Source organism: Rheinheimera sp. (assembly GCF_030824435.1).
Lineage (GTDB): Bacteria > Pseudomonadota > Gammaproteobacteria > Enterobacterales > Alteromonadaceae > Pararheinheimera.
Window position 1 is genome coordinate 114,027 of record NZ_JAVBXS010000018.1, and the last position, 21,959, is coordinate 135,985.

Sequence of the window (21,959 nt, forward strand, 5' to 3'; positions counted from 1 at the left end):
AAACCAGCGCCGGCAACCACCATAGTGTATTGACCGGCTCTATTTGCAGGAACCTCGCATGAATGAAGCGTTTTTCTTTTTAATCAGTACTTTATTTAATCTTTATTTGATGGTTGTTTTGCTGCGGTTATGGTTGCAAAGCGCCAGAGCAGATTTTTACAATCCGCTGAGTCAATTTGTGGTCAAAGCAACCAATCCGCTGTTGATCCCGATGCGGCGCCTGATCCCAAGTATTGGCAAACTGGATACCGCATCTTTAGTGCTTGCACTTCTGGTTGCCACCGGCAAAGTGATCACAATGCAATTGTTATTGTCAGGTGGTGTTGGGCTTAGTACCACTTTGTTTGGTGCTATTGCGGTGCTCGTTAAAGAATCTTTTAGTTTGTTGTTCTGGGTGGTGGTGATCCGCGCCATTCTGAGCTGGTTCAGTCAGGGACGTAATCCAATGGAACATCTGCTGCACCAACTGACCGAACCTTTGTTAGCCCCTATCCGCCGTATTATTCCCCCTGTTGGTGGTCTGGATATGTCGGTGCTGGTGTTGCTGCTTGGTCTGCAATTTCTGGAGATCCTGGTGCAAAGTGTGTTGAAAGGTTTGTTGTGAGCGCATTGAGTTACCGCGGTGCGGATTTGTTATTGCAACTTTATGTGCAGCCCAAAGCCAGCCGCGATCAAATTATCGGTTTACATGGCGACGAAATAAAACTGGCCATCACAGCACCACCGATTGACGGCAAAGCCAACGCCCATATTCAGAAGTTGTTGGCTAAACTCTTTGGTGTCAGTAAAAGTCAAATTGAACTAGTCAAAGGCGAACTCGGCCGGCATAAGCTGGTGCTTATCAAGGCTCCTTTTCAATTGCCGCCAGAGCTCACAACCCTTACTGTGAAGGAGCATCAACTATGAAACTGTTAAGCCTTATGTTCTCGACTCTGGTGCTGTTTACCAGTGTATTAAGTCCGGCCCAGGCCGAACAAAAAAAGCAACTGGGCAACTGGGATGTGCATTACATTGCCATGCCTTCCACTTTAATTGAACCCGCCATCGCCAGTAACTACAAAATTGAACGAAGTAAGTTTAACGGTCTGATCAATATTTCAGTATTAAACAGCAAAGACCAGAAAGCACAACAGGTGAGCCTCAGCGGCAGCGCCAAAAACTTGCTGGGGCAACAAAAAACGCTGATTTTTCAACAAGTCACTGAAGGTGACGCAGTGTATTATCTGGCACAGCTACCTTATCGCAATGAAGAACGCCTGAGTTTTGTCATTGATATCAGCCAGGGCAATCAAAACCAACAACTGAAATTTGAGCACACTTTTTACGTTGAATAACGCACCTTTTATCACTATCAGAGCCAGCCTTGTGCTGGCTTATTTCTGACCTGGCTCTGACTTATTTCTGAATTAGCTCTCTGGATTTTTAAACACATGAAACAAAAAATTGTTTTAGCAACCGGCAATGCCGGAAAAGTTGCCGAGCTCGCCACTATGCTGGCACCATGGGGCTGTGACATAAAGCCGCAAACCAGCCTTGGTGTCTCAGATGCCGACGAAACCGGTTTAACCTTTGTTGAAAACGCCCTGCTTAAAGCCCGTCACGCCGCAGCGATAACCGGTTTATCGGCCATAGCCGATGACTCAGGTCTGGCAGTAGACGCGCTTGGCGGAGCTCCGGGTATTTATTCGGCCCGTTTTGCAGGAAATAATGCGACAGATGCAGACAACATCCAATTGTTGCTGGAGAAACTAAAAGATGTGCCGGTTGGCAACAGACAAGCGCAGTTTCATTGTGTATTGGTGTATTTACGCCATGCCAATGACCCAACACCGCTGATAAGCCATGGTGTCTGGGCCGGTGAAATTGCGATGGAACCGGGCGGCAGCAATGGTTTTGGTTACGATCCTGTGTTCTGGTTGCCAGAGCTGCAAATAACAGCAGCACAGCTGGAAAAAACACAAAAACAACAACTAAGTCATCGTGGTAAAGCCCTCAAGCTGTTACAACAACAATGGCAACAACGGAGTGCTCAATGAGCCAGCCGGATTTACCGCTAAAACATCACAGCAGCACTCTTTTGTCTGCGACACCGACAAGGGCTGACGGTGATTTAGAATTGCCCCCTTTATCGCTGTATATCCATATTCCATGGTGTATTCAAAAATGCCCTTATTGCGACTTTAACTCGCATGCGGTGAAACAAGGCATACCGGAGCAGGAATATATCGCCCATCTGCTTGCCGATTTAGATGCTGATTTAGCTTATGTGCAAGGTCGTGAATTACATAGCATTTTTATTGGTGGTGGCACACCCAGTGTATTTAGCGCTGAAGGTATTGCAACCATTTTGCAAGGGGTGCGTCAGCGTATTCCCTTTGCGCCTGATATCGAAATTACCATGGAAGCCAACCCTGGCACTGTGGAAGCGGAGCGTTTTGCCGGTTATGTCAAAGCCGGTGTCAGCCGTTTTTCTATTGGGGTGCAGAGTTTTCAAAACGATAAACTGAACCGGCTTGGCCGTATCCATCAGGGTGATGAAGCAAAAAATGCCGCCCACCTTGCCACAGATTTATTGGCAAACAGCAGCTTAAAAAGTTTTAATCTGGATTTAATGCATGGTTTGCCGGAGCAAAGCATTAAAGATGCTTTGTCTGATTTAACGCAGGCTATCAAGCTGAATCCGCCGCATATTTCCTGGTATCAGCTGACCATAGAGCCGAACACAGCTTTTGCGTCCAAACCGCCGGTACTGCCACAAGACGATATTTTGTGGGATATTCAGGAGCAAGGTCATGCGCTGTTAACAGCGGCCGGTTACCAGCAATACGAAACGTCGGCTTATGCCAAACCCGGTTATCAATGCCGGCACAATCTGAACTACTGGCGTTTTGGTGACTACCTTGGCATTGGTTGTGGCGCCCATGGCAAAATCACCTTGCCGGATGCCGGGCATATTATTCGTACAGTGAAAGTGAAACACCCCAAAGGTTATATGGATTTAACCAAAGACTATCTGGATAGCACTACCCTTGTCACAGCCGAAGATTTACCTTTTGAGTTTTTTATGAACAGGTTCCGTTTGCTGGAGCCTTGCCCAATGCGCGACTTTACCGCATATACCGGGCTTTCTGCCGCAACAATACAAGCAACTCTTGCACGTGCAGAGCAATTAGGATTAGTTAAGCCCCAACACAACAGCTATCAGATAACTGACCAAGGCGTACGTTATCTGAATGATTTGCTGGAGTTATTTTTATAACAAACTGTTGTTGTTTTTCACCAGACAATACAACACACAACAAAGAAGAGTCCCAAATGCAACTCACCAAATCAACACTGGCACTGGCAGTTACTTTAGCACTGCTTGGCGCTTGTTCGCCGGCCGAACAACCAGCCAATAACCAGGCAGCTACACAACCAAGCGCTGAACAAAGTGCACAAAAAGACCAAACAGCCGCCACTCAAACTGAAAGCGAAAAACTGAATGCTTTTTTTGAAGAAGCATTTATGGCGCAAATCCAGTTAAGCCCAACCAGCATGACCGGCCTTGGCATCAAGCAGGATTATGACAAGTGGGATGCTTTTACCGATGAGCAGGAAGATAAAGAGCTGGCGCTGACCAAAGCGCAGCTTGAGAAGCTGAAAACTTTTAATGTGGATGCTTTGGACGCGCAGAGCAAACTCAGTTATCAGCTGTTTAAACAACAACTTGAAGATAATATTGCCGATGACAAATGGCGTTTATACAACTATCCGGTCAACCAGATGTATGGTTACCATTCGATGGTGCCGTCATTATTGATAAACCAGCACAGCATCGACAACGAAGCTGACGCCAAAGCTTATATTGCCCGCTTAAACGGTATTTTACCTTTGTTCCAGCAGGTTACAGTCCAGCTGGATAAAAGAGCCGAACTTGGTATTATTCCACCAAAATTTGTGTTTCCACACGCCATCAGCGCCAGCAAAAATGTCATCACCGGCGCCCCTTTTGGTGAAGGTGCTGACAGCACTTTACTGGAAGATTTCCGCGGTAAAGTGAATAAACTCAGCATTGACGACGCCGCCAAACAGCTGCTGCTTAAAGAAGCTGAAGTGGCGCTGGTCAGCAGTGTAAAACCTGCTTATGAGCATTTAATTAATCATTTAACGGCGCTTGAAACCAAAGCTGGTACTGATGATGGGGTTTGGCGTTTTAAAGATGGCGCGGAGTTTTATAACAATGCCCTGAAACGCACCACCACCACCAACATGACAGCCGACCAAATTCACGAGCTTGGTTTAGCTGAAGTGGCGCGTATTCATGCTGAAATGAATGCCATAATGCAAAAGGTTGGTTTTAAAGGTGATTTACAGGCGTTTTTTGCTTTTATGCGGGAAGACGCGCAGTTTTATTACCCGGACAACGCCGAAGGTAAAGCAGCTTATTTAGCTGAAGCCACTCGGGTGATTGACGTGATGAAAGGTAAACTGGACGAGCTGTTCCTGGTCAAACCTAAAGCCGATATGGTGGTCAAAGCGGTAGAGCCTTTCCGTGAACAATCTGCCGGTAAAGCCTTTTACGAACAACCATCCATGGATGGTTCGCGCCCAGGTATTTATTACGCCAATCTGTACCGCATGAAAGGCATGCCAAAATACGAACTGGAAGCTTTGGCTTACCATGAAGGTATTCCTGGCCACCATATGCAAATTGCCATTTCACAAGAACTGGAAAACGTGCCTAAGTTCCGTAAGTTTGGTGGTTACACCGCTTATATTGAAGGTTGGGGTTTATACACTGAGTTATTGCCAAAAGAAATTGGCATGTATCAGGACCCCTACTCTGACTTTGGCCGTTTAGCCATGGAACTGTGGCGCGCTTGCCGTCTGGTAGTCGACACCGGTATTCACGCTAAAAAGTGGACCCGGGATGAAGCCATTGCTTATCTGGCGAAAAACACCCCCAACGCAGCTTCTGAACAAGTGAACGCCATTGAACGTTATATTGTAATGCCGTCACAAGCCACAGCTTACAAAATTGGCATGATCAAAATTGTACAGCTGCGTGAAAAAGCCAAAACGGAGCTCGGCGACAAATTTGATATCCGCGATTTCCACGACGTGGTACTGAAAAACGGTGCTGTGCCGCTGGATGTACTGGAAATGCTGGTCGACGACTATATCAAAGCCAAAAAAGCTTAATTCAGTCTGCTATATAGCTCTTGTTAAAACGCCGCTTTATAGCGGCGTTTTTTTTATGTAAAGGACGACGGCGGGATCTCAGCATACCAACAGTTTGGCCTGCTGCCGTAATTGCGCCTCGCGATCTGCAATAGGCCGGTGTGAAAATCAAATGGCTGAAAATCCACGCAGAATATCAAGCAACACCAGCCATAACGCTGAATAAGCTTGCATCAAAAGTGCGCTATTGCGTATGCTCCGGCTAAACAACCTATTGGAAATTCAGATGATTACCCTTCATCTCTACGAGCCGGAAACTGGCCAGTGGCACAATGGCGATCGCAGTCTGCTGGATTTGCCTTTACATGGTGATCAAAAACTCTGGGTCAATTTGTCTAACGCCAGCTATCTGGAACAACAACAGTTGCTGAAAGACTTTGGTATTCATCCGGAAATTGCCGAAGATTATCTGCGTGAACGCCATCCACCTAAACTGGAAAGTTCCAACGGTTTTACCCTGATGATTTTGCGGGCTTATGCCGGCAAAGACTTTCGTGACTACCCGGGGCACGCCCAGTTAAGCTTATTATTTTCCAATCAGGTGCTGCTGTATAAATGCCAGTTGCCGGAGCAGGATTACCCTTATGCCCTGCCGTCTTTTGACGTCAACAAACCTATGATGCCTATTACCGACTGGATCAAACACTATATTCATGCGGTGTCGGCCAGTTATCTGGAAAAACTGATCAACTTTGAAGATGAACTCAGCGAGTTTGAAGATGCCATGCTAAACCATGGCGACGACCATAAAATGGCGCAAATCATGCGTTATCGTTCAGTGTTCCGTAAACTGGATCGCAACCTGTCGTATCAAAAAGAAATGTTTGCCGACTTGTTATTGCAGGAGCAGGAACATTTATTAAAAACCCAGTTCCAGCAAGTAGAACTGCGTGATTTTTATGAAAAATTTGAACGCCTGCACAGCATGACGCAAATGTATTATGACCAGTTAGGTGATTTGGTCAGCGGTTATATGTCCACCTCCAACCATCAGATCAACGAAAGAATGAAACTGCTGACTATGGTGTCCGCCGTGTTTATCCCTCTGACATTTATTGTGGGTGTGTACGGCATGAACTTTGACAATATGCCGGAGCTGCGTCTGGAAACCGGTTATTACTGGACCTTAGCCGGCATGGCGGCATTGGCATTTGGCATGATGCTCGGTTTTAAAATTAAACGCTGGTGGTAGGCTGGAGTTAAAGTCCGGCATTGCTGCTTTAGCCTTTGGTGCTTTTGATAAAAAATCGCAAAAATGTCGTTGAATTGACTATAAAACAACAGGGTGGCTGCGGTATCATCGCGCCTCTTTTTAGAACCGGTCTGGCAAACGCCAGAACGTCGTTTGCACGGGGTGGGCATGGCTGAAAATCAACTGCTGGATATCAAAGAAATCGTACGCGATAGCTTCGACGAGCAGGAAGTTGAACAGCTTGGTGTCAAACTCAGTGCGCTGGAGCCGGAAGAAATTGCCGTTGCGCTGGAGGCCATGCCGCTGGAGCAGCGGATCAGCACCTGGCAAAGCCTGCATCCGGACGAGCAGGTTCATGCCCTCACTTACATGCGCGACGACGCGCGTGAAAACATCTTTAAACAGCTGGATGACCACGAACTGTCGGCTTTGGTTGAACAGCTGGATGTTGACGATCTGATTGAAATGCTGGACGAACTGCCAGCTGCTGTTTATCAGGAAGCCTGCTCTAAACTGGATGCCAGCGAAAAACTCTGGCTTGCCACTGCCCTTGCTTACACCGACGAGCAGTGTGGCCGTTATGCTGACCACGACGTATTAACCATCCGCAATAACGCCAAAGTGCGCGATGCCATCCGGCTTTTTAAAAAACTCAATGAAGACGCTGAATACCACGACGCTTTGATGGTGGTTGACCGCACCGGCCGTTATGTTGGTTTGTTATTGGCGACCAATATTCTGGGCCAACCCAGTCACTTGCCGTTGGTTGAGTTTATTGATGATGAAGCGCCTGTGGTGGAAGGTGTGATGGATTTGGATCAGGGCTCAGACATAGTGGCGCGTTCAGGTTACACCGCCCTGGCTGTGATTGACGATGAAGGCAAATTATTGGGCCGTATTTCGATAGGTGAAGCGCTGGAAAACGTGCGCCGTAGCCTGGAAAGCCAGTTTATGCACACCGCCGGTCTCGATGAAACCGAAGATTTGTTTGCGCCTGTGCTCAACAGTGCCAAACGCCGTGCTATCTGGCTCGGCATTAACCTCTTAACTGCATTTTTAGCCGCCTGGACTATCGGTCTGTTTGAAGCCACTTTGCAACAAGTGGTGGCACTGGCGGTACTGATGCCTATTGTTGCCAGTATGGGCGGTATTGCCGGCAGTCAGACCTTAACCCTGATTATCCGGGGTTTAGCCCTTGGCCAGATTACACCACAAACCTACTGGACTTTATTACGCAAAGAGCTGGGTGTTGGCCTGATTAACGGGGTGCTCTGGGCCGCTGTGATAGCAGTAGTCACCTACTTCTGGTTTGGCGATATGATCATCGGCACTGTGATTGGTCTCGCCATTATCATCAATATTCTGGTGGCAGCAGCTTCAGGTGTGGTGATCCCGGTCTGGCTGGAAAAAGCCAAAATAGACCCGGCTTTGTCAGGTTCAGTAATTTTAACCACCATCACCGATGTGATTGGTTTTTTTGTTTTCCTCGGGCTTGGCACCCTGCTGCTGTTACCCTGACAGTCAAATTTAAAAAAACATCAGAAAACCAATAGCTTTGCTGTTAATTCACAATAGCATCACTACAATATCAGCTGGACAGCGTCAGGCTGACAATAGCCCGGAGTTTGAATGAAGATCGCTTTGTTATCACGCAACGCTGAGCTCTATTCCACCAAAAGACTGGTGGAAGCTGCCATAGCACGGGGCCATCAGGTTGAAGTGATAGATCCTATTTTGTGTTACATGAATATCAACCACAACGCCTTGTCCATTCATTATCGTGGTGAAGCCTTAACTGGGTTTGACGCTGTGATCCCCCGTATTGGCGCTTCGATCACTTTTTATGGCAGCGCTGTACTGCGGCAGTTTGAAATGATGAATGTGTATTGTCTGAATAACGCCGCCGCTATTGGCCGGGCCCGCGACAAACTGAATTCATTGCAATTATTGGCCCGCGACGGTATTGGCTTGCCCATCACTGGTTTTGCCGATAAACCAGGTGATATTCCCGATTTAATTGAAATGGTTGGTGGCGCCCCGCTGGTCATTAAACTGCTCGAAGGCACCCAGGGTATAGGTGTAGTACTTGCCGAGACCAGAACAGCAGCAGAAAGCGTGATAGAAGCTTTTATGGGACTGAATGCCAATATTCTGGTGCAGGAATATATCCGCGAGGCCAAAGGCGCCGATATCCGCTGTTTTGTCATTGGCAATAAAGTCGTTGCCGCGATGAAACGCCAGGCCAAAGAAGGTGAATTCCGCTCCAATTTACACAGAGGCGGCACCGCCACTAAAGTAAAACTCAGTAAAGCCGAACGCCAGACCGCGCTCAAAGCCGCCCGTTGTATGGGGCTGAATGTGGCAGGTGTGGATATTTTGCGTTCCAACAATGGCCCTGTGGTGATGGAAGTAAACAGTTCACCCGGCCTTGAAGGTATTGAAGCCGCCAGCGAAATTGATGTGGCAGATGCGATGATTGACTATCTGGAGCAACAGGTGCAACGTCATCAACAAAAAGCGCTTGATAAAAATATGGATAAATTCTGATGACTGAATCAGATCTGACCCGTGCCACAACCCCGTTAAGCCAGGCCGAACCTTTTGAATTTGGTGACAGTTTTATTGCACCTGGCAACAGAGCTGTGGTCGATATTCCTTTTGGCAAACTTTATACCCACACTGAACTCAATATCGGTGCTCATGTCATTCATGGCAAAAGGCCGGGGCCGGTGTTGCTGATCACAGCGGCTTTACATGGTGATGAAATTAACGGTGTTGAAATTTGCCGGCGTTTATTAAAGCTACCAAAAATCAATACCTTGCGCGGCACTTTAATAGTGGTTCCCATCGTCAACACTTATGGATTTGTGCAGCAGTCACGTTATTTACCCGACAGACGCGATTTAAACCGCAGTTTCCCAGGCAGTGAAAAAGGTTCACTCGGCAGCCGGATGGCCTGGCAATTTACCGATCGTATCTTAAAAAAATGCACCCATGTGATTGATTTACATACCGGCGCTATTCACCGTTCTAACCTGCCGCAGGTACGCGCCACTTCCCGCGATAAAGTGTCATTAAAAATGGCGGAAAGTTTTAATGCGCCCATTATTATCAAAGCCGCAAGCCGCGACGGTACTATGCGCGGCACCGCCAATAATCTGGGTATTCCTATTATTTTGTATGAAGCCGGTGAAGCACTGCGGTTTGACGAGCAGTCGATCAAAATTGGTGTGCGCGGCATCGTTAACGTGATGCACAGCCTGGGTATGTTGCGCTCTGTGCGTAAACAGGAAAAAACCCAATCGTTGTTTTCGAAAAAAAGTAGCTGGGTACGTGCCGAGCATGACGGTATTGCCCGTTATTATTTTGGCCTGGGGCAAAAAGTGGAGGTGGGTGATGTACTGGCCCATATTTATTCGCCCTACTCCGACTTTGAAGTGGCCGTTACCGCCACTTTTAGCGGCATTATTATTGGCCGTAATAACTTACCGCTGATTAACGAAGGTGAAGCTTTGTTTCATATTGCTGAAGTCAGTGAACTGGCCGAAGCTGAAAAAACCATAGACGCGATTAGCGACGAAGTGGACAGTGCTATGCCGGCGGTACTCGGCGGCGAATTTGGTTTGGTGTAACAGCTAAAATCCACAACAGCAAAAAGCCCGCATAAAGCGGGCTTTTTGTTGTGATAAAACAACCAGGGTCGGATTATTTTGCAATCACCACATCATAATCCCTTAATTTAGGCACCTGCTGTTGTAACTGGGTTTCAATATCATCAAGTTCACGCAGGCGCTGGCAAAACAAAGCGGACTTGTCCTCCAGCTCTTCAGCTTTGGCATCCAAACCTAAATTAATTTTGCTGATCAACTGCTCAACACTTTGCCAGTCCTGACTTTCACTGCGTTCAAAGTTGTCGTCGGTTTGCCGCAGCGCGTCACGTAAAGCGCCCCACACAGCACCTACGGTATTTTTGGCAAGGGATGTCAGGTTTTCTTTCAACTCTCCATGTAAAAAAGCATCCATTTCATTCAGGCTTTGTGGCGCCAGATAAAAATGCTCTCCACTGCGGACAAAACGCGACATCAGCTGATAAGTGGTTTCCCGCACCAGCGCCTGCCATTCTTCCTGCTGGCTTTCATTACCCACGCCAATCAGCATGCCTTCAATGGCCGATAAACCAAGCTCAACGCTGTCGACTGCAATAGCAACAACCTGAGGCACAAACTTACGCATGCCCTGACTGTATTGCTCCAGCAGCAAGGTATCTTGTGTGGACAAGCTGATCCACTGACCTTGAATAAACAACTGTTTGTCGTCATTGATCTGAAATTGAGTTCGGTCGTCCGTTAACACCCGGATTTGTTCAGGGGAGATCAGGATGCCATGCCGAAACGCCATCTGGCATTCATTGGCGCTACTGACTGTTGCATAAAATAACAATACAAAAAGCAGAACAAGTTGCAATCGCCACCCCAGCAGCTACAAAGCAGAATAAAGAAAAGTCAGAATAACAAAAATACATCCGGACTACATCGGCTGGCGTCGCAGCAGAACATCCGTTGGTCTGAGTAATGAGAGGACGTCAGATTTACAGCAACGGATCCAGTTTTAACGCTGCTTCAACAAGCTTAATCATGCTGGGTCCATGCTCTCTTTTGGTTGTTAACCTTTCGGTACCAAGCAGCACTTCTACCCCGGCGTACAACTGTTGTTTGACCAACACCGCAGCCTCCGCCATCAAACCCAGCTTTTGTTGTTCCAGTCTTTTGATATCCTCAATCAAAGCAACAGCCACAGTTCTTTGTGCTTCAAACTCTTCGATAAAGGCATTAATGTGCTCATTGGTGGCATCCGATTTTTCCAGCTTTTTCAGCTCATCAATGCCTTGTTTAATTTGTTCCATCTCAAGTTTTATGGACGCTACATTCTGGCGCAGTGCTTGTTGCTTCTCGACAACTGGGTCGACTCTGCGATTCAGATTGAGTTTCAGTGAACTTTCAGACGGCGAACCCAACACCCCGGCTTTGATACCTAAATCCAGATAAAAATTACCGCCAACCACTTTACCCGTTAATTTGTCTTCAGGACCTGCCACCACCATACGGGCGGCAACTTTACAGTGATTGATCTGTTTTGCCGCGTGAAAATCACCACCGGCGTCAATTTCGGCATATTGTGCCAAAGTACAACGTACATCTCCTTTGGCTTTAACCACTGTACTAAAGAGTTCTTCGTTATCTTCTTCGCTCGCCAGCTGATGACCAATGACAGAGCCACCAATTGAAACGTCGCCACCGGACTCAATCAAAGCCCCTTCCATAGTGCCTTTGATAAACACATTACCACCGGCTATCACTTTCATACTTTCGGTGACATCACCATTCACGATCACAGCACCTTTAAACTGAATGTGACCTGTTGATAAATCTACTTTTTTGACAGCATAAACTTCATCAACAGCAGCGCCGGCTTCCAGCACCCGCGGCATGCCATCACGAGTGGCCAATAATAGATCCGGATCAGACGGACTGACTTCTGCACCTTCACCAGGCTTCCACTCAAGCGGCAGACCTGGAGGCGCCAGTGCAATTTCGCCACGCACATTAATGCCATCAACACCTTTGGTCGGGGGCAAACGCCGCACCACAGGCTGACCTGCAACCACAGCAGGGATCACACCAAAGTCGCGCAAATCCACTCTGCTCTGGCTAAGTACCACAGGTTTGGTACTACGCACAGACATGCCTTCAACCAGGGGTTCAAAACGGGCGTTTAAACCAGGCTCCATTACCCGGCCAAGCGCAATAATTTGTGTGCTGACAGTGCCGGGTTCAGCGCGACTTGCAGCTGTCACCAATTGCACAATCTGTTCTTTTTGAAAACCAAAATGAATGCCGTAGTCTTGTGCAGCTTTCACCAAATCATTTGCGGAAACAGGTGAGCCACCCCAGGCTGCTGTGACAGCTGCGGTTGCCGTCATCGCATCAGCGGAAATTTCTAACTTCAGCTCAGCGTTTTTTCTCAGCGCAATTTTGCGTTGAATACGTGAGCCATCGGGACGTTTGTGCAGTTTAATCTCAGACTGAACAGCCTGATAATCGGCCATTAGTTGATTGAGTTGTTCACCAAGAATAAAACAACGACCATAACCGGCCGCATGCAATTCCTCGAGCACTTGTGCACTGGTAAAAGGCAACAGCGATACCGCGACCTCCACCAGAATGGCATCTTCATTGCGGCTAAATTGCATACGGATAGAGTTCACTGCCAGATCACATCTATAACTTAGTTTGATGGATACTGAAACAAATTTTCAGCATAAAGGCAAGCCCTGTACTACAACAGGGCATGAAGAACTGCTCAGTTAGATATAGTTTTCCTGATGGACACGGATAAACAAATCTGTACCGGCTTTGCTGTAGTCAATTTTGTATTCTTTGTTGTTCAGCGCCTGCACAAACAATAAAGTTTTATTTTCACCAAAAACATCGGCACTGCCTATATCGACTAAATCCATATAACGTTCTTTGGCTTCGGCACGACTGGCCGGCACTTCTTCAGTAAAAAGTTTTACACCGGTACGCGACACTATAACCACAGGATCGTGGTCGTCGTTGATCAGGATCAGGTCCAGCTTTTTTTGTTTGTGAATGATGGTATTGCGACCGCTGACCAGAAAAGGTCTTTCATAATTACTCATAGGATGATTCACCAATGTGTGGCTGGTTAGTGCTGGCATTATGATACAGCAGAAAAAATGTGTCTAGGTCGCCGTTTTTTTTAAATAGATCAAGCGACTTTGATTTACGGTGCGGCAAAACTCTGTTGCATCTACCGGCAGCACCTGCACCGGAATAAAAAGTTCTGCCCCCAGTAGTTGTGATAAATGTTGCATCCGGTGGGCGAACATCGCCTGTACACCGGAATAACGGCACTTTTTACTGTTAAATTCAGTGTGCTCCACCAACATAGTGCTGGCGCAGGTGCCGGACGGGCAGTTCTGCCGCAGAGCGGCCAACAATAAATGCCGTTGTTCTACCAGCAGTTTGACCGCCAGACGAAGCGGCAAAGTTGCCAGAAACTGATCATAATCTGTCACTTTAAAACCGACATAAGCCAGCTCACCCTGCCCGGCTAATGTGGGCACCGACACATGGGATAAACAAGTCCAGGCTAATAGCCAGCTGCCACGCCGGTGGTGATAACGAATACCTTGAGGACAAAGCTCTACCGCATAAAAAGGTTCAGTGATTTTGGCATAACCGACAAATATACCGGCGATAAGCAGCAGAAAAAGCACCAGCCAGCCTGGTGTTGTGGTCAGGTCCGGGGCAACTGACAGCAGCAGAATAAAAAATAACAACACCAAAGTAGCCGACAACAACAAGGCGATACCACCTTTGGCAGACTGGTCACGATATAAATACCGCATCAAGCCTCCTACAAGTCCAGGTAATACCAGGTAAACACTGTCATCAGAATGGTCCACACCAGATAAAAACGAATCATCCGGCACCGCTCACAAGGTTTATCTGCCATTATTCACTCCATCTATACGACCAACGCCTGCGCTGCTGCGATAACTTCAACATCCAGTCCAGCTGTATTTCCATACAATACCCCAGATTATATTTTACTGATATGGACCGGAGTCAAAGTGCCACAACGTCAAAACCGTCTTATTTGGATTCTGCTCGCAGCTCTGTGCGGCTTTATTATCTATTTATATATTTCCGCTGAAGGAAATGCGCCTGCTAAAAAAGGCGGCGCTCAGGAAAACACCGTGCGTACCACCAAAGTGGCGATGGCGCCGCTCAACCGCGAAGTAAAAGCACTGGGCACAGCATTGGCTTACGATTCAGCAAAAATTGTCAGCGCCACCAGCGACTACCTGACATTTTTGCAAATCCGCGAAGGTCAGAGCATTAAAAAAGGCGAAATTATTGCCCAGCTGAACGACACCGAAGAAAAAGCGCGGGTGAATGAACTGGCTGCTTTATTGTCGGAGCAAAAACGCCAGCTGGCCCGGCTGAAAAACTTAACCCGCACTCAGGCCAGCGCTATTTCATTGCTTGATGAACAGCAAGCCAAAGTGAATGCCACTCAGGCCCAGCTTGATGCGGTGCAGGCCCGTTTAAATGAAATGGTGATCCGTGCGCCATTTGATGGCCTTATTGGTTTACGTCAGGTCAGTGAAGGGGCTTTTATCAGCACAGGCACAGTGCTGACCACGCTGGATGACATCTCCACTATCCGGGTTGAATTTAACGTGGCCGAACGTTATATGGCCGATTTAGTGCCAGGCCTTGACCTGCGTATTACCAACGTAGCTTATGGCGACCAGGTATTTAGCGGCGAAATTAAAGCGCTGGATCCAAGGCTCGACCCTGTCACCCGTTCTATTAAAGTGCATGGCATTGTTGCAAATCAGGAATTAAAACTGCGCCCCGGCATGCTACTGAATGTCCAGGTTGAACTTGCCAATACAGCTGTTTTGCAAATACCGGAAAAAGCCATAGTGCCGCTGCAAAACAAACATTATGTGTTTGTTGTTGATAAAGAAAATAAAGTGTCGCAAGTTGAAGTTGAACTGGGTGAACGTATTCCGGGCAGTGTGGAAGTAGTGTCTGGTTTAAAGGCCGGTGATGAAATTGTGATTGAAGGCACCCAAAAACTGCGAAACGGTGTCAGCATCAGCCGCGTGGAGCAATAATCATGTGGCTTTCTGATGTTTCAGTGAAAAGACCGGTATTCGCCACTGTGGTCAATCTGGTGTTGGTGATTTTTGGTATTGTCTGTTTTAGCATGCTGCCGCTGCGGGAATTTCCGGATATTGACTCGCCGGTGGTGACTATCAGCACAGATTACCCCGGTGCCTCTGCCGAAATTGTTGAATCCAAAATTACCCAACCGATAGAAGACACTATTAGTGGTGTGGAAGGTATTAAAAATATCAGCTCTAACAGCAGAGTTGGCCGCTCCAATGTCACTATTGAATTTAATATCAACCGCGATATTGATGCTGCGGCCAACGATGTGCGCGAACGAATTTCCCGTGTGATGGACAATCTGCCGGATCAGGCCAGGCCGCCTGAAGTATTTAAAGCCAACAGTGACGACGACACTATTGCCTGGTTTTTACTCAGCAGCGAAAACATGAGTAATCTGCAGCTGACCGACTACGCCGACCGTTTTATTACCGAACGTTTTTCAGTGGTGGATGGTGTGGCACGCTTGCAAATTGGCGGTGAACGTAAATACGCCATGCGGATGTGGCTGGACAAAGACGCCATGGCGTCACGGGGTGTCACAGTACAGGACATTGAAAATGTGCTGCGCAACGAAAACGTCGAGCTACCAGCCGGTAATGTAAAGTCGCAAGACCGCGATTTTATTGTACGGGTGGTGCGTACTTATAAAACAGAGCAGGACTTTAACCGTCTGGTGGTAAAAAAAGGCGACAACAACTATCTGGTGCGTTTAGGTGAAGTGGCCGAAGTGGTGTTGGCATCTGAAAACGAAGAAAGTGAATTTCGCAGTGACGGTAAAAGTGTGCTGGGTATTGGCATTATTAAACAATCCAAAGCCAATACACTGGATGTGGTCAAAGCGGCGCGCGCTGAAGCCGAACGTATTAAAGCAACTTTACCGCCTGGAACCACCATAGTGCCTGGTTATGACTCTTCGGTGTTTATTGCTGAGTCTATCCACGAGGTTTACAACACCCTTGGTATTGCTTTAGTGCTGGTGGTTGTGGTGATTTTTTCTTTCCTTGGCAACCTGCGCGCTACTTTTATTCCTGCCATTACAGTACCTGTGGCACTGATCAGTGCTTTTACCGTGCTCTATGCGCTGGATTTTTCCATTAACCTGCTGACCTTGCTTGCCATGGTGCTGGCGATAGGTCTGGTGGTGGATGATTCTATTGTGGTGCTGGAAAACATTTACCGCCGTATTGAAGAAGGTGAACACCCGCTGCTGGCCTCTTATAACGGCACCCGCGAAGTAGGTTTTGCCGTGGTGGCCACCACTTTGGTATTGATTTCTGTTTTTGTGCCGCTGGTGTTTATGCAAGGTGATTTGGGTAAACTTTTTACCGAATTTGCTCTTGCCGTTGCAGCAGCAGTGGCTTTTTCCGCAGTGGCAGCGCTGACCTTAACGCCAATGTTATGCAGCAAAATGCTGAAACACGATAAACGCGAAAGTGCCTTCAGCGCTTTTATTCACCGTGTATTTAGCAAAATTGAACATGGCTACCGCGCGCAGTTACAACAAGTGACCAAACAAAAATGGCCGACCATGTTGTTATTACTGCTGTGTTTTGTTGCCAGCGGTTATTTGTTAAAACTGATCCCACAAGAGCTGGCACCAGCTGAAGACAGAGGCACCTTTTTTGTGATGATGAGCCCGGTAGAAGGTGCCAGTTATCAGAGCAACAGCAAAAATATGAAGCTGATTGAAGATATTCTGCTGCCCTACTACGAAAAAGGTGAGTTAAACCGATTATTGATCCGGGTGCCTGGTTTTGGTAATACCGGCGGTATGGCTATTGTCGGCAGTGAAAACTGGCACAACGGCCAGCGCCGCACCGCAGAGCTGCTGCCGGAAATTGCCGGCAAACTAAATGCCCTGCCCGACGTGCGTACCTTTATTAACCAACGCAGTGGCTTAAGTGGTGGTCGTGGTGGTGGTGGCCGTCCGGTGCAGTTTGTGATGCAAGGCAATACTTATGATGAGCTGGCCAAATGGCGTGACATAGTGTTGAAGAAAGCCCAGCAAAACCCGAACCTGCTGATGCTTGATCACGATTACAAAGAAACAGTACCGCAGGTACTGGTCGAAATTAACAGTGAAAGGGCCGCCGATTTAGGTATTTCAGTGGGAGTGGTGGGTCGTGCGCTGGAAGCCATGCTGGGAGGCCGGCGTGTCACCACCTTCCTTGACCGTGGTAAAGAATACGACGTTATTCTGGAAGGTGCCGACGACGATTTCAGCAAACCTGGCAATATTTCCAATGTTTATGTGCGCTCCAGCGGCTCTAACCAGCTGATCCCACTGGATAATCTGGTAACCTTAACCGAAGAAGCCACCTCTTCCACCTTAAACCGTTACAACAGAATGCGCGCCATTACCATTTCGGCCAACCTGGCACCGGGTTACAGTCTGGGTGAAGCCCTGACTTTCCTGGAAGAAACAGTGCGCAGTGAAATAGACGGCAATGTTGGCATTGAATATAAAGGTGAGTCACTGATGTTTAAAGACAGCGGTGAATCCACCATCATGATTTTTGCTTTGGCTTTGATCATCACCTATCTGGTGTTAGCTGCGCAGTTTGAAAGTTTTATTCACCCGCTGGTGATTATGCTGACAGTGCCGCTTGGCCTGGCCGGTGCTTTAGGCGGTTTATATCTGGCTGGCATGACGCTGAATATCTACAGCCAGATTGGCTTAGTGATGATTATCGGGCTTGTGGCCAAAAACGGCATTTTAATTGTCGAATTTGCCAACCAGCTGCGTGATTCAGGGGTTGAGTTTATGCAGGCGATTGAACAAGCTGCAGTGCAACGCTTCCGCCCTATCACTATGACTGCTTTTACCACTGTGATGAGTAGTATTCCGCTCATTATTACCTCAGGCCCTGGCTCAGAAAGTCGCATGGTGATTGGTATGGTGATTTGTGCCGGTGTTGGTTTTGCCACTTTGCTGACTTTGTACGTGGTGCCTGTTGCTTATGTGGCACTGGCGCGTAACACCCGTTCACCGGAAAGTATCAGCAAAGAACTGGAGCAACTGCAGCACTCAGCAAAAGCTAACAGCGACGCAGGCGGATAGAAATCGCTACAACAATAGTTGCCTGTCAGGCAACTATTGTTGCTCCCAATCAGATTGAAACAGCATGACGAATGGACATATTTCAGGCACAAACTATGCTGTAGTCAGGAGCACATCGTGAAGGACAACAGGGATGGCATTTATACCGCTAAACCGGGTTCATTGGCTGTACTGGCTAGCATTGTTATGGTGCAGCGTTTATCTGTTGCTGACCCTTTTCTGGTGGCAACAAACCCACCAGCAAGGCGAACAAATCCGCCGGACAGAGCAATTAATGCCTTTGCTGTTGCCGGTACAACATCTGATCCAACAATTGCAACTGGAACGCGGTTTAAGTGCAGGCCAGGTTACCCCTTCTCTGCCGTATAAACCTGCTTTACAGATCCAGTATTTATTAACAGATGCAGCCTGGCGCGATCTTTCTGTTGTGTTAGAACAACACCGGCCGTCAGCGGAAAACATGCCGCTAAACCAACTTACCCGCCAACATCCATTATTGGCTTTGCGTCAAGAAGTAACCTACAACGGGCTGGATCTGATGCCAACAGATGGTGCTGCGGTGATTAAAGCTTATAGTGCCGTGATTAAACCTTTGCTGCAATTTGTGCAGCTCCTGCGTCAGGAAGGCAAGCTTGACTGGCAACAACATAGCACCGCCATTAGCAGCTTAACCGAAGCCATTGAGCGGGCGGGTCTTGAACGCGCTCTGCTGCATATAGCAACCGCAGAGCAGGAAATGACTGCAGGCCGCCATCAAAACTATGTGTTTGTCGTCAATGAACAAAGGGACTTTTTGCAGGAGTTTGAAGCAAAAAGTCCGGCAACTGTGTTGACGCTCTGGCAACAATGGCAACAAAGTGAGGCCTATCAACAATTGGTGTTGGTGCGCGAGCAGGCACTGCAGCAGCAGTTCTCTGTGACGCCAGCACAATGGTTTTCGCTGGCGACCCAAAACATCAATCAACTCTATCTGCTGCAACGGCAGTTGCAGTTTCAATTGCAGCAAGACCTGGCAAAAGCACATTTATTACGACAACAAATGTTGCTTCAGCTGCAATTACACCAACAACTGATAGTGTTATTGTTATTGCTGTTATTGTGGCGCATGTATCGCCTGAACAGAGCCAACCAGCCCGTTGCAAAAAATGCCCGGTTAGAAAGCACTATGCACAATCAATTCAGCAACTGACAATGGACTTCATCTTGATAAGCACAGCCGGAACAACTGATAAGACACTGTGAAACATGCCTGTTTTGCAGTGCTGTCCGTGCCTTGACGTTTTTTTTTTGTTAGACTGCCAGCCATCTTCAGCCCAAAGTATCATCCGGCACATGACCAGCCCTATCAGCCAAACACTACGCCACCATTTTGGCGGTTTAACAATGCAGATCCGTAATGCAACCTGAATGGGTATTAAGTTGTCATGAACTCAGTTTTCGCTGGGCTGAAGCCCCGGCACTATCCAACATCAGTCTGGATTTACAACAGGGCGAACGTTTGGGTGTGATTGGTCCAAACGGCGCCGGTAAATCTACGCTGCTCAAGCTGTTAGCCGGCCTTTACCCGGCAACTCAGGGGGAAGTGCTGTTGTGTGGTCAACCTATCCGTTATTTCAACCTCAGAGCAAGAGCAAGACAACTGGCGTTATTGTCGCAGGAAACTGAACAACCTCAAGCCATGACAGTGACAGAATTGATGTTGCTTGGGCTCTTACCTCACAAAAAGCTCTGGCAGCAAAACAGCAAAAGTGATCTGATTAAATTGCAACAATGTTTGGCACAGGTTGGCTTAACCGGTAAACAACAACAACAGCTGACGGACTTATCCGGGGGTGAGTTACAACGTGCCCAGCTGGGGCGTGTTCTGATGCAGGGTGCATCCGTTTTGTTACTGGACGAACCCACCAACCATCTGGATATTCAGTTTCAGCACCAGTTATTACAGCTGATTAGTTCGCTTAAACTCAGTCTGGTCGCCAGTTTTCATGATTTAAATCTTGCTGCCAGTTATTGCGACCGGCTGTTGCTGCTGAGCAACGGCGTGCCTGTCGCTATAGGCACGCCGGCGCAGGTTCTGACAGAACCCTTGATCAGCCGGGTTTTTGGCCGACCTTGCCTGGTGGATAACAACCCTTTTGACGGCAAACCACGACTGACTTTCGCGCCGGGAGTTTGCTGATGGCAAAGTCTTTTTTAACGGGTCGCTGGCTATTGCTGCTGTTACTGACACTGCTCAGTTTGATCTTTTGTTTAAACACAGGTGCTGTCACTCTGCAGTGGCAGGCACTTTGGTCATGCTTAAATGCAGACTGCCAGCAACCTGCACAGTGGCAACTGTTGTGGCAACTCAGATTGCCGCGTTTGTTATTGGGTTTTGTCGCAGGTGCTGGTCTGGCGCTTTGTGGTGCTTTATTACAACATTTAAGCCGTAACCCACTGGCAGACCCATACCTGTTTGGCGTTATTGCCGGCGCAGGCCTTGGCGCTACCCTAGCCACTTTATATTTACCCGCTTCTGTGATTGCGTTGCCGCTTGCCGCTTTTATCGGTGCCTTGCTTGCAATAGCGCTGGTGTTGGCTTTTGCATTATTGGGACGCTGGCAACAACTTGATCTGTTTATTTTATCAGGGGTTGCCGTTAGTTTTTTATTCAGCGCCATCACTGCCCTGCTGTTGTATCAACATGACCCTTTTGCCGCCAACAGAGTCATGTTCTGGCTGATGGGCAGCTTGTCGCGTGCCAGCTATCAGCCGTTGTGGTTTATTCTGCCTTGCCTGCTGTTATGTCTGATGCTGGCCTGTTTATTTCGCCGGCAACTCGACGCTATGCTTTGGTCCGATCAAACGGCCATCAGTCTTGGCGTGCCGGTGCAACCCCTGCGGTTATTGTTTTTGCTGCTGACAGCAGCGCTGACCGCCAGTATTGTGGCTTATTGTGGTGGTATAGGTTTTATTGGTCTGATGGTGCCACACCTGGTGCGGCTGCTGCTTGGCTCACAGGCGCTGACGCTTTTTATCGGCAGCAGCCTTTGTGGTGGCATTTTTTTGATCTGGGTGGACGCCGGCGCCCGTACTCTGTTGCCAAATCAGGAGTTGCCACTTGGCGTTATTACCTCAGCCTGTGGCAGCCTGTTCTTTTTATTGTTATTAAGCCGCCGTCGCGGCTAAGAGTGTAACTTTATGACAACATCTGCCACAAGATCACAAACTACAGCCGAAAACACTGAATTGCAGCAGCATACAGCCACAGTTGAGCAATCAATGAACTCTTCTGAAAAAAGCCGTCACCAGCAGCGTCAGCAAAAACTGAAAGAAAAAGTGGATGAACGTATTGCTGCTGCCACCCAAGACAAAGGTTTGTTGCTGGTGATCACCGGCAATGGCAAGGGTAAATCTACCGCAGGTTTTGGCATGGTCAGCCGCACAGTAGGCCATGGTATGAAAGCGGCAGTAGCCCAATTTATTAAAGGCAGCTGGGCTTGTGGCGAAAGAAACTTATTACAAAGCCATGGCGTGCCTTTTGCCGTGATGGCCACAGGTTTTACCTGGGAAACCCAAAACCGCGAGCTGGACATAGCCGCAGCTCAGGCGGTGTGGCAACAGGCTAAAGTTTATCTGCAAGACCCTGCTATTCATCTGGTGCTGCTCGATGAGCTGACTTATATGCTGACCTATGACTACATCAGTCTGGATGAGGTGCTGATGGCGCTGC

At 47.9% G+C, this 21,959-nt stretch carries 20 protein-coding genes; 16 read left to right on the forward strand and 4 right to left on the reverse strand.

Annotation, left to right across the window (positions count from 1 at the left end):
• Positions 1-58 precede the first annotated feature (58 nt).
• From RCH83_RS03560 to RCH83_RS03605, 10 genes are all read left to right on the forward strand, one after another.
• Entirely contained in the window at positions 59-604 is a 546-nt protein-coding gene (locus RCH83_RS03560) for a YggT family protein (protein ID WP_306519087.1), read from the forward strand.
• On the forward strand, positions 601-906 hold the full coding sequence (locus RCH83_RS03565) for a DUF167 family protein (RefSeq protein ID WP_306519089.1): 306 nt from the start codon (positions 601-603) through the stop codon (positions 904-906). The genes RCH83_RS03560 and RCH83_RS03565 overlap by 4 nt, the downstream gene beginning before the upstream one ends.
• Positions 903-1,334 (forward strand): DUF4426 domain-containing protein, encoded by a 432-nt coding sequence (locus RCH83_RS03570; protein ID WP_306519091.1) that lies wholly within the window; start codon positions 903-905, stop codon positions 1,332-1,334. The genes RCH83_RS03565 and RCH83_RS03570 overlap by 4 nt, the downstream gene beginning before the upstream one ends.
• Before the next feature lie 96 nt (positions 1,335-1,430).
• Positions 1,431-2,036: an RdgB/HAM1 family non-canonical purine NTP pyrophosphatase gene (gene rdgB / locus RCH83_RS03575; protein ID WP_306519093.1), complete on the forward strand. Its 606-nt coding sequence runs from the start codon at positions 1,431-1,433 to the stop codon at positions 2,034-2,036.
• A complete protein-coding gene (hemW, locus tag RCH83_RS03580; RefSeq protein WP_306519095.1) occupies positions 2,033-3,259 on the forward strand; it encodes a radical SAM family heme chaperone HemW in 1,227 nt (408 codons plus the stop codon). The genes rdgB and hemW overlap by 4 nt, the downstream gene beginning before the upstream one ends.
• A gap of 56 nt (positions 3,260-3,315) precedes the next feature.
• Positions 3,316-5,184 carry a DUF885 family protein gene (locus RCH83_RS03585; RefSeq protein WP_306519097.1) on the forward strand — a complete coding sequence of 623 codons (1,869 nt, stop codon included), beginning with the start codon at positions 3,316-3,318 and terminating at the stop codon, positions 5,182-5,184.
• Positions 5,185-5,449: 265 nt separating this feature from the next.
• Complete coding sequence (locus RCH83_RS03590; RefSeq protein WP_306519099.1) at positions 5,450-6,415, forward strand: magnesium transporter CorA family protein; 966 nt, start codon at positions 5,450-5,452, stop codon at positions 6,413-6,415.
• 168 nt (positions 6,416-6,583) lie between these two features.
• Positions 6,584-7,933 (forward strand): magnesium transporter, encoded by a 1,350-nt coding sequence (gene mgtE, locus RCH83_RS03595; protein WP_306519101.1) that lies wholly within the window; start codon positions 6,584-6,586, stop codon positions 7,931-7,933.
• Between the two features lie 111 nt (positions 7,934-8,044).
• On the forward strand, positions 8,045-8,962 hold the full coding sequence (gene rimK, locus RCH83_RS03600; protein ID WP_306519103.1) for a 30S ribosomal protein S6--L-glutamate ligase: 918 nt from the start codon (positions 8,045-8,047) through the stop codon (positions 8,960-8,962).
• Entirely contained in the window at positions 8,962-10,047 is a 1,086-nt protein-coding gene (locus RCH83_RS03605; protein ID WP_306519106.1) for a succinylglutamate desuccinylase/aspartoacylase family protein, read from the forward strand. Before rimK ends, RCH83_RS03605 begins: the two co-directional genes overlap by 1 nt.
• 73 nt (positions 10,048-10,120) lie before the next feature.
• Here the strand turns inward: RCH83_RS03605 and RCH83_RS03610 are convergent, their stop codons facing one another.
• From RCH83_RS03610 to RCH83_RS03625, 4 genes are all read right to left on the reverse strand, one after another.
• Positions 10,121-10,879, reverse strand: a complete 759-nt coding sequence (locus tag RCH83_RS03610) for a DUF2884 family protein (protein ID WP_306519108.1) — start codon at positions 10,877-10,879, stop codon at positions 10,121-10,123.
• A 124-nt stretch (positions 10,880-11,003) separates the two neighbouring features.
• A complete protein-coding gene (locus RCH83_RS03615) occupies positions 11,004-12,680 on the reverse strand; it encodes a DUF342 domain-containing protein (protein ID WP_306519110.1) in 1,677 nt (558 codons plus the stop codon).
• Between the two features lie 99 nt (positions 12,681-12,779).
• Positions 12,780-13,115 carry a hypothetical protein gene (locus RCH83_RS03620; RefSeq protein ID WP_306519112.1) on the reverse strand — a complete coding sequence of 112 codons (336 nt, stop codon included), beginning with the start codon at positions 13,113-13,115 and terminating at the stop codon, positions 12,780-12,782.
• A 63-nt stretch (positions 13,116-13,178) separates the two neighbouring features.
• Entirely contained in the window at positions 13,179-13,847 is a 669-nt protein-coding gene (locus RCH83_RS03625) for a DUF2982 domain-containing protein (RefSeq protein WP_306519114.1), read from the reverse strand.
• Between the two features lie 351 nt (positions 13,848-14,198).
• On the opposite strand from RCH83_RS03625, the gene RCH83_RS03630 reads away from it, so the two are divergent.
• The 6 genes from RCH83_RS03630 to RCH83_RS03655 all read left to right on the forward strand — a co-directional run.
• Positions 14,199-15,128 carry an efflux RND transporter periplasmic adaptor subunit gene (locus RCH83_RS03630; RefSeq protein WP_306519116.1) on the forward strand — a complete coding sequence of 310 codons (930 nt, stop codon included), beginning with the start codon at positions 14,199-14,201 and terminating at the stop codon, positions 15,126-15,128.
• Positions 15,129-15,130: 2 nt separating this feature from the next.
• On the forward strand, positions 15,131-18,247 hold the full coding sequence (locus tag RCH83_RS03635) for an efflux RND transporter permease subunit (RefSeq protein WP_306519118.1): 3,117 nt from the start codon (positions 15,131-15,133) through the stop codon (positions 18,245-18,247).
• A 133-nt stretch (positions 18,248-18,380) separates the two neighbouring features.
• Entirely contained in the window at positions 18,381-19,436 is a 1,056-nt protein-coding gene (locus RCH83_RS03640; RefSeq protein WP_306519120.1) for a nitrate- and nitrite sensing domain-containing protein, read from the forward strand.
• 207 nt (positions 19,437-19,643) lie between these two features.
• Complete coding sequence (locus RCH83_RS03645; protein WP_306519121.1) at positions 19,644-20,426, forward strand: ABC transporter ATP-binding protein; 783 nt, start codon at positions 19,644-19,646, stop codon at positions 20,424-20,426.
• Positions 20,426-21,415: an iron ABC transporter permease gene (locus RCH83_RS03650; RefSeq protein WP_306519123.1), complete on the forward strand. Its 990-nt coding sequence runs from the start codon at positions 20,426-20,428 to the stop codon at positions 21,413-21,415. The genes RCH83_RS03645 and RCH83_RS03650 overlap by 1 nt, the downstream gene beginning before the upstream one ends.
• 93 nt (positions 21,416-21,508) lie before the next feature.
• Positions 21,509-21,959, forward strand: a 451-nt coding sequence (locus RCH83_RS03655) for a cob(I)yrinic acid a,c-diamide adenosyltransferase (protein ID WP_306519125.1), incomplete at its 3' end; no start/stop codon positions are given.

Coding starts and splice junctions, on each gene's coding strand:
- RCH83_RS03560 (WP_306519087.1), top strand. CDS start 59: ATGAATGAAGCGTTTTTCTTTTTAATCAGTACTTTATTTAATCTTTAT.
- RCH83_RS03570 (WP_306519091.1), top strand. CDS start 903: ATGAAACTGTTAAGCCTTATGTTCTCGACTCTGGTGCTGTTTACCAGT.
- rdgB (WP_306519093.1), top strand. CDS start 1,431: ATGAAACAAAAAATTGTTTTAGCAACCGGCAATGCCGGAAAAGTTGCC.
- hemW (WP_306519095.1), top strand. CDS start 2,033: ATGAGCCAGCCGGATTTACCGCTAAAACATCACAGCAGCACTCTTTTG.
- RCH83_RS03585 (WP_306519097.1), top strand. CDS start 3,316: ATGCAACTCACCAAATCAACACTGGCACTGGCAGTTACTTTAGCACTG.
- RCH83_RS03590 (WP_306519099.1), top strand. CDS start 5,450: ATGATTACCCTTCATCTCTACGAGCCGGAAACTGGCCAGTGGCACAAT.
- mgtE (WP_306519101.1), top strand. CDS start 6,584: ATGGCTGAAAATCAACTGCTGGATATCAAAGAAATCGTACGCGATAGC.
- rimK (WP_306519103.1), top strand. CDS start 8,045: ATGAAGATCGCTTTGTTATCACGCAACGCTGAGCTCTATTCCACCAAA.
- RCH83_RS03605 (WP_306519106.1), top strand. CDS start 8,962: ATGACTGAATCAGATCTGACCCGTGCCACAACCCCGTTAAGCCAGGCC.
- RCH83_RS03620 (WP_306519112.1), bottom strand. CDS start 13,115: ATGAGTAATTATGAAAGACCTTTTCTGGTCAGCGGTCGCAATACCATC.
- RCH83_RS03625 (WP_306519114.1), bottom strand. CDS start 13,847: ATGCGGTATTTATATCGTGACCAGTCTGCCAAAGGTGGTATCGCCTTG.
- RCH83_RS03635 (WP_306519118.1), top strand. CDS start 15,131: ATGTGGCTTTCTGATGTTTCAGTGAAAAGACCGGTATTCGCCACTGTG.
- RCH83_RS03640 (WP_306519120.1), top strand. CDS start 18,381: ATGGCATTTATACCGCTAAACCGGGTTCATTGGCTGTACTGGCTAGCA.
- RCH83_RS03645 (WP_306519121.1), top strand. CDS start 19,644: ATGCAACCTGAATGGGTATTAAGTTGTCATGAACTCAGTTTTCGCTGG.
- RCH83_RS03650 (WP_306519123.1), top strand. CDS start 20,426: ATGGCAAAGTCTTTTTTAACGGGTCGCTGGCTATTGCTGCTGTTACTG.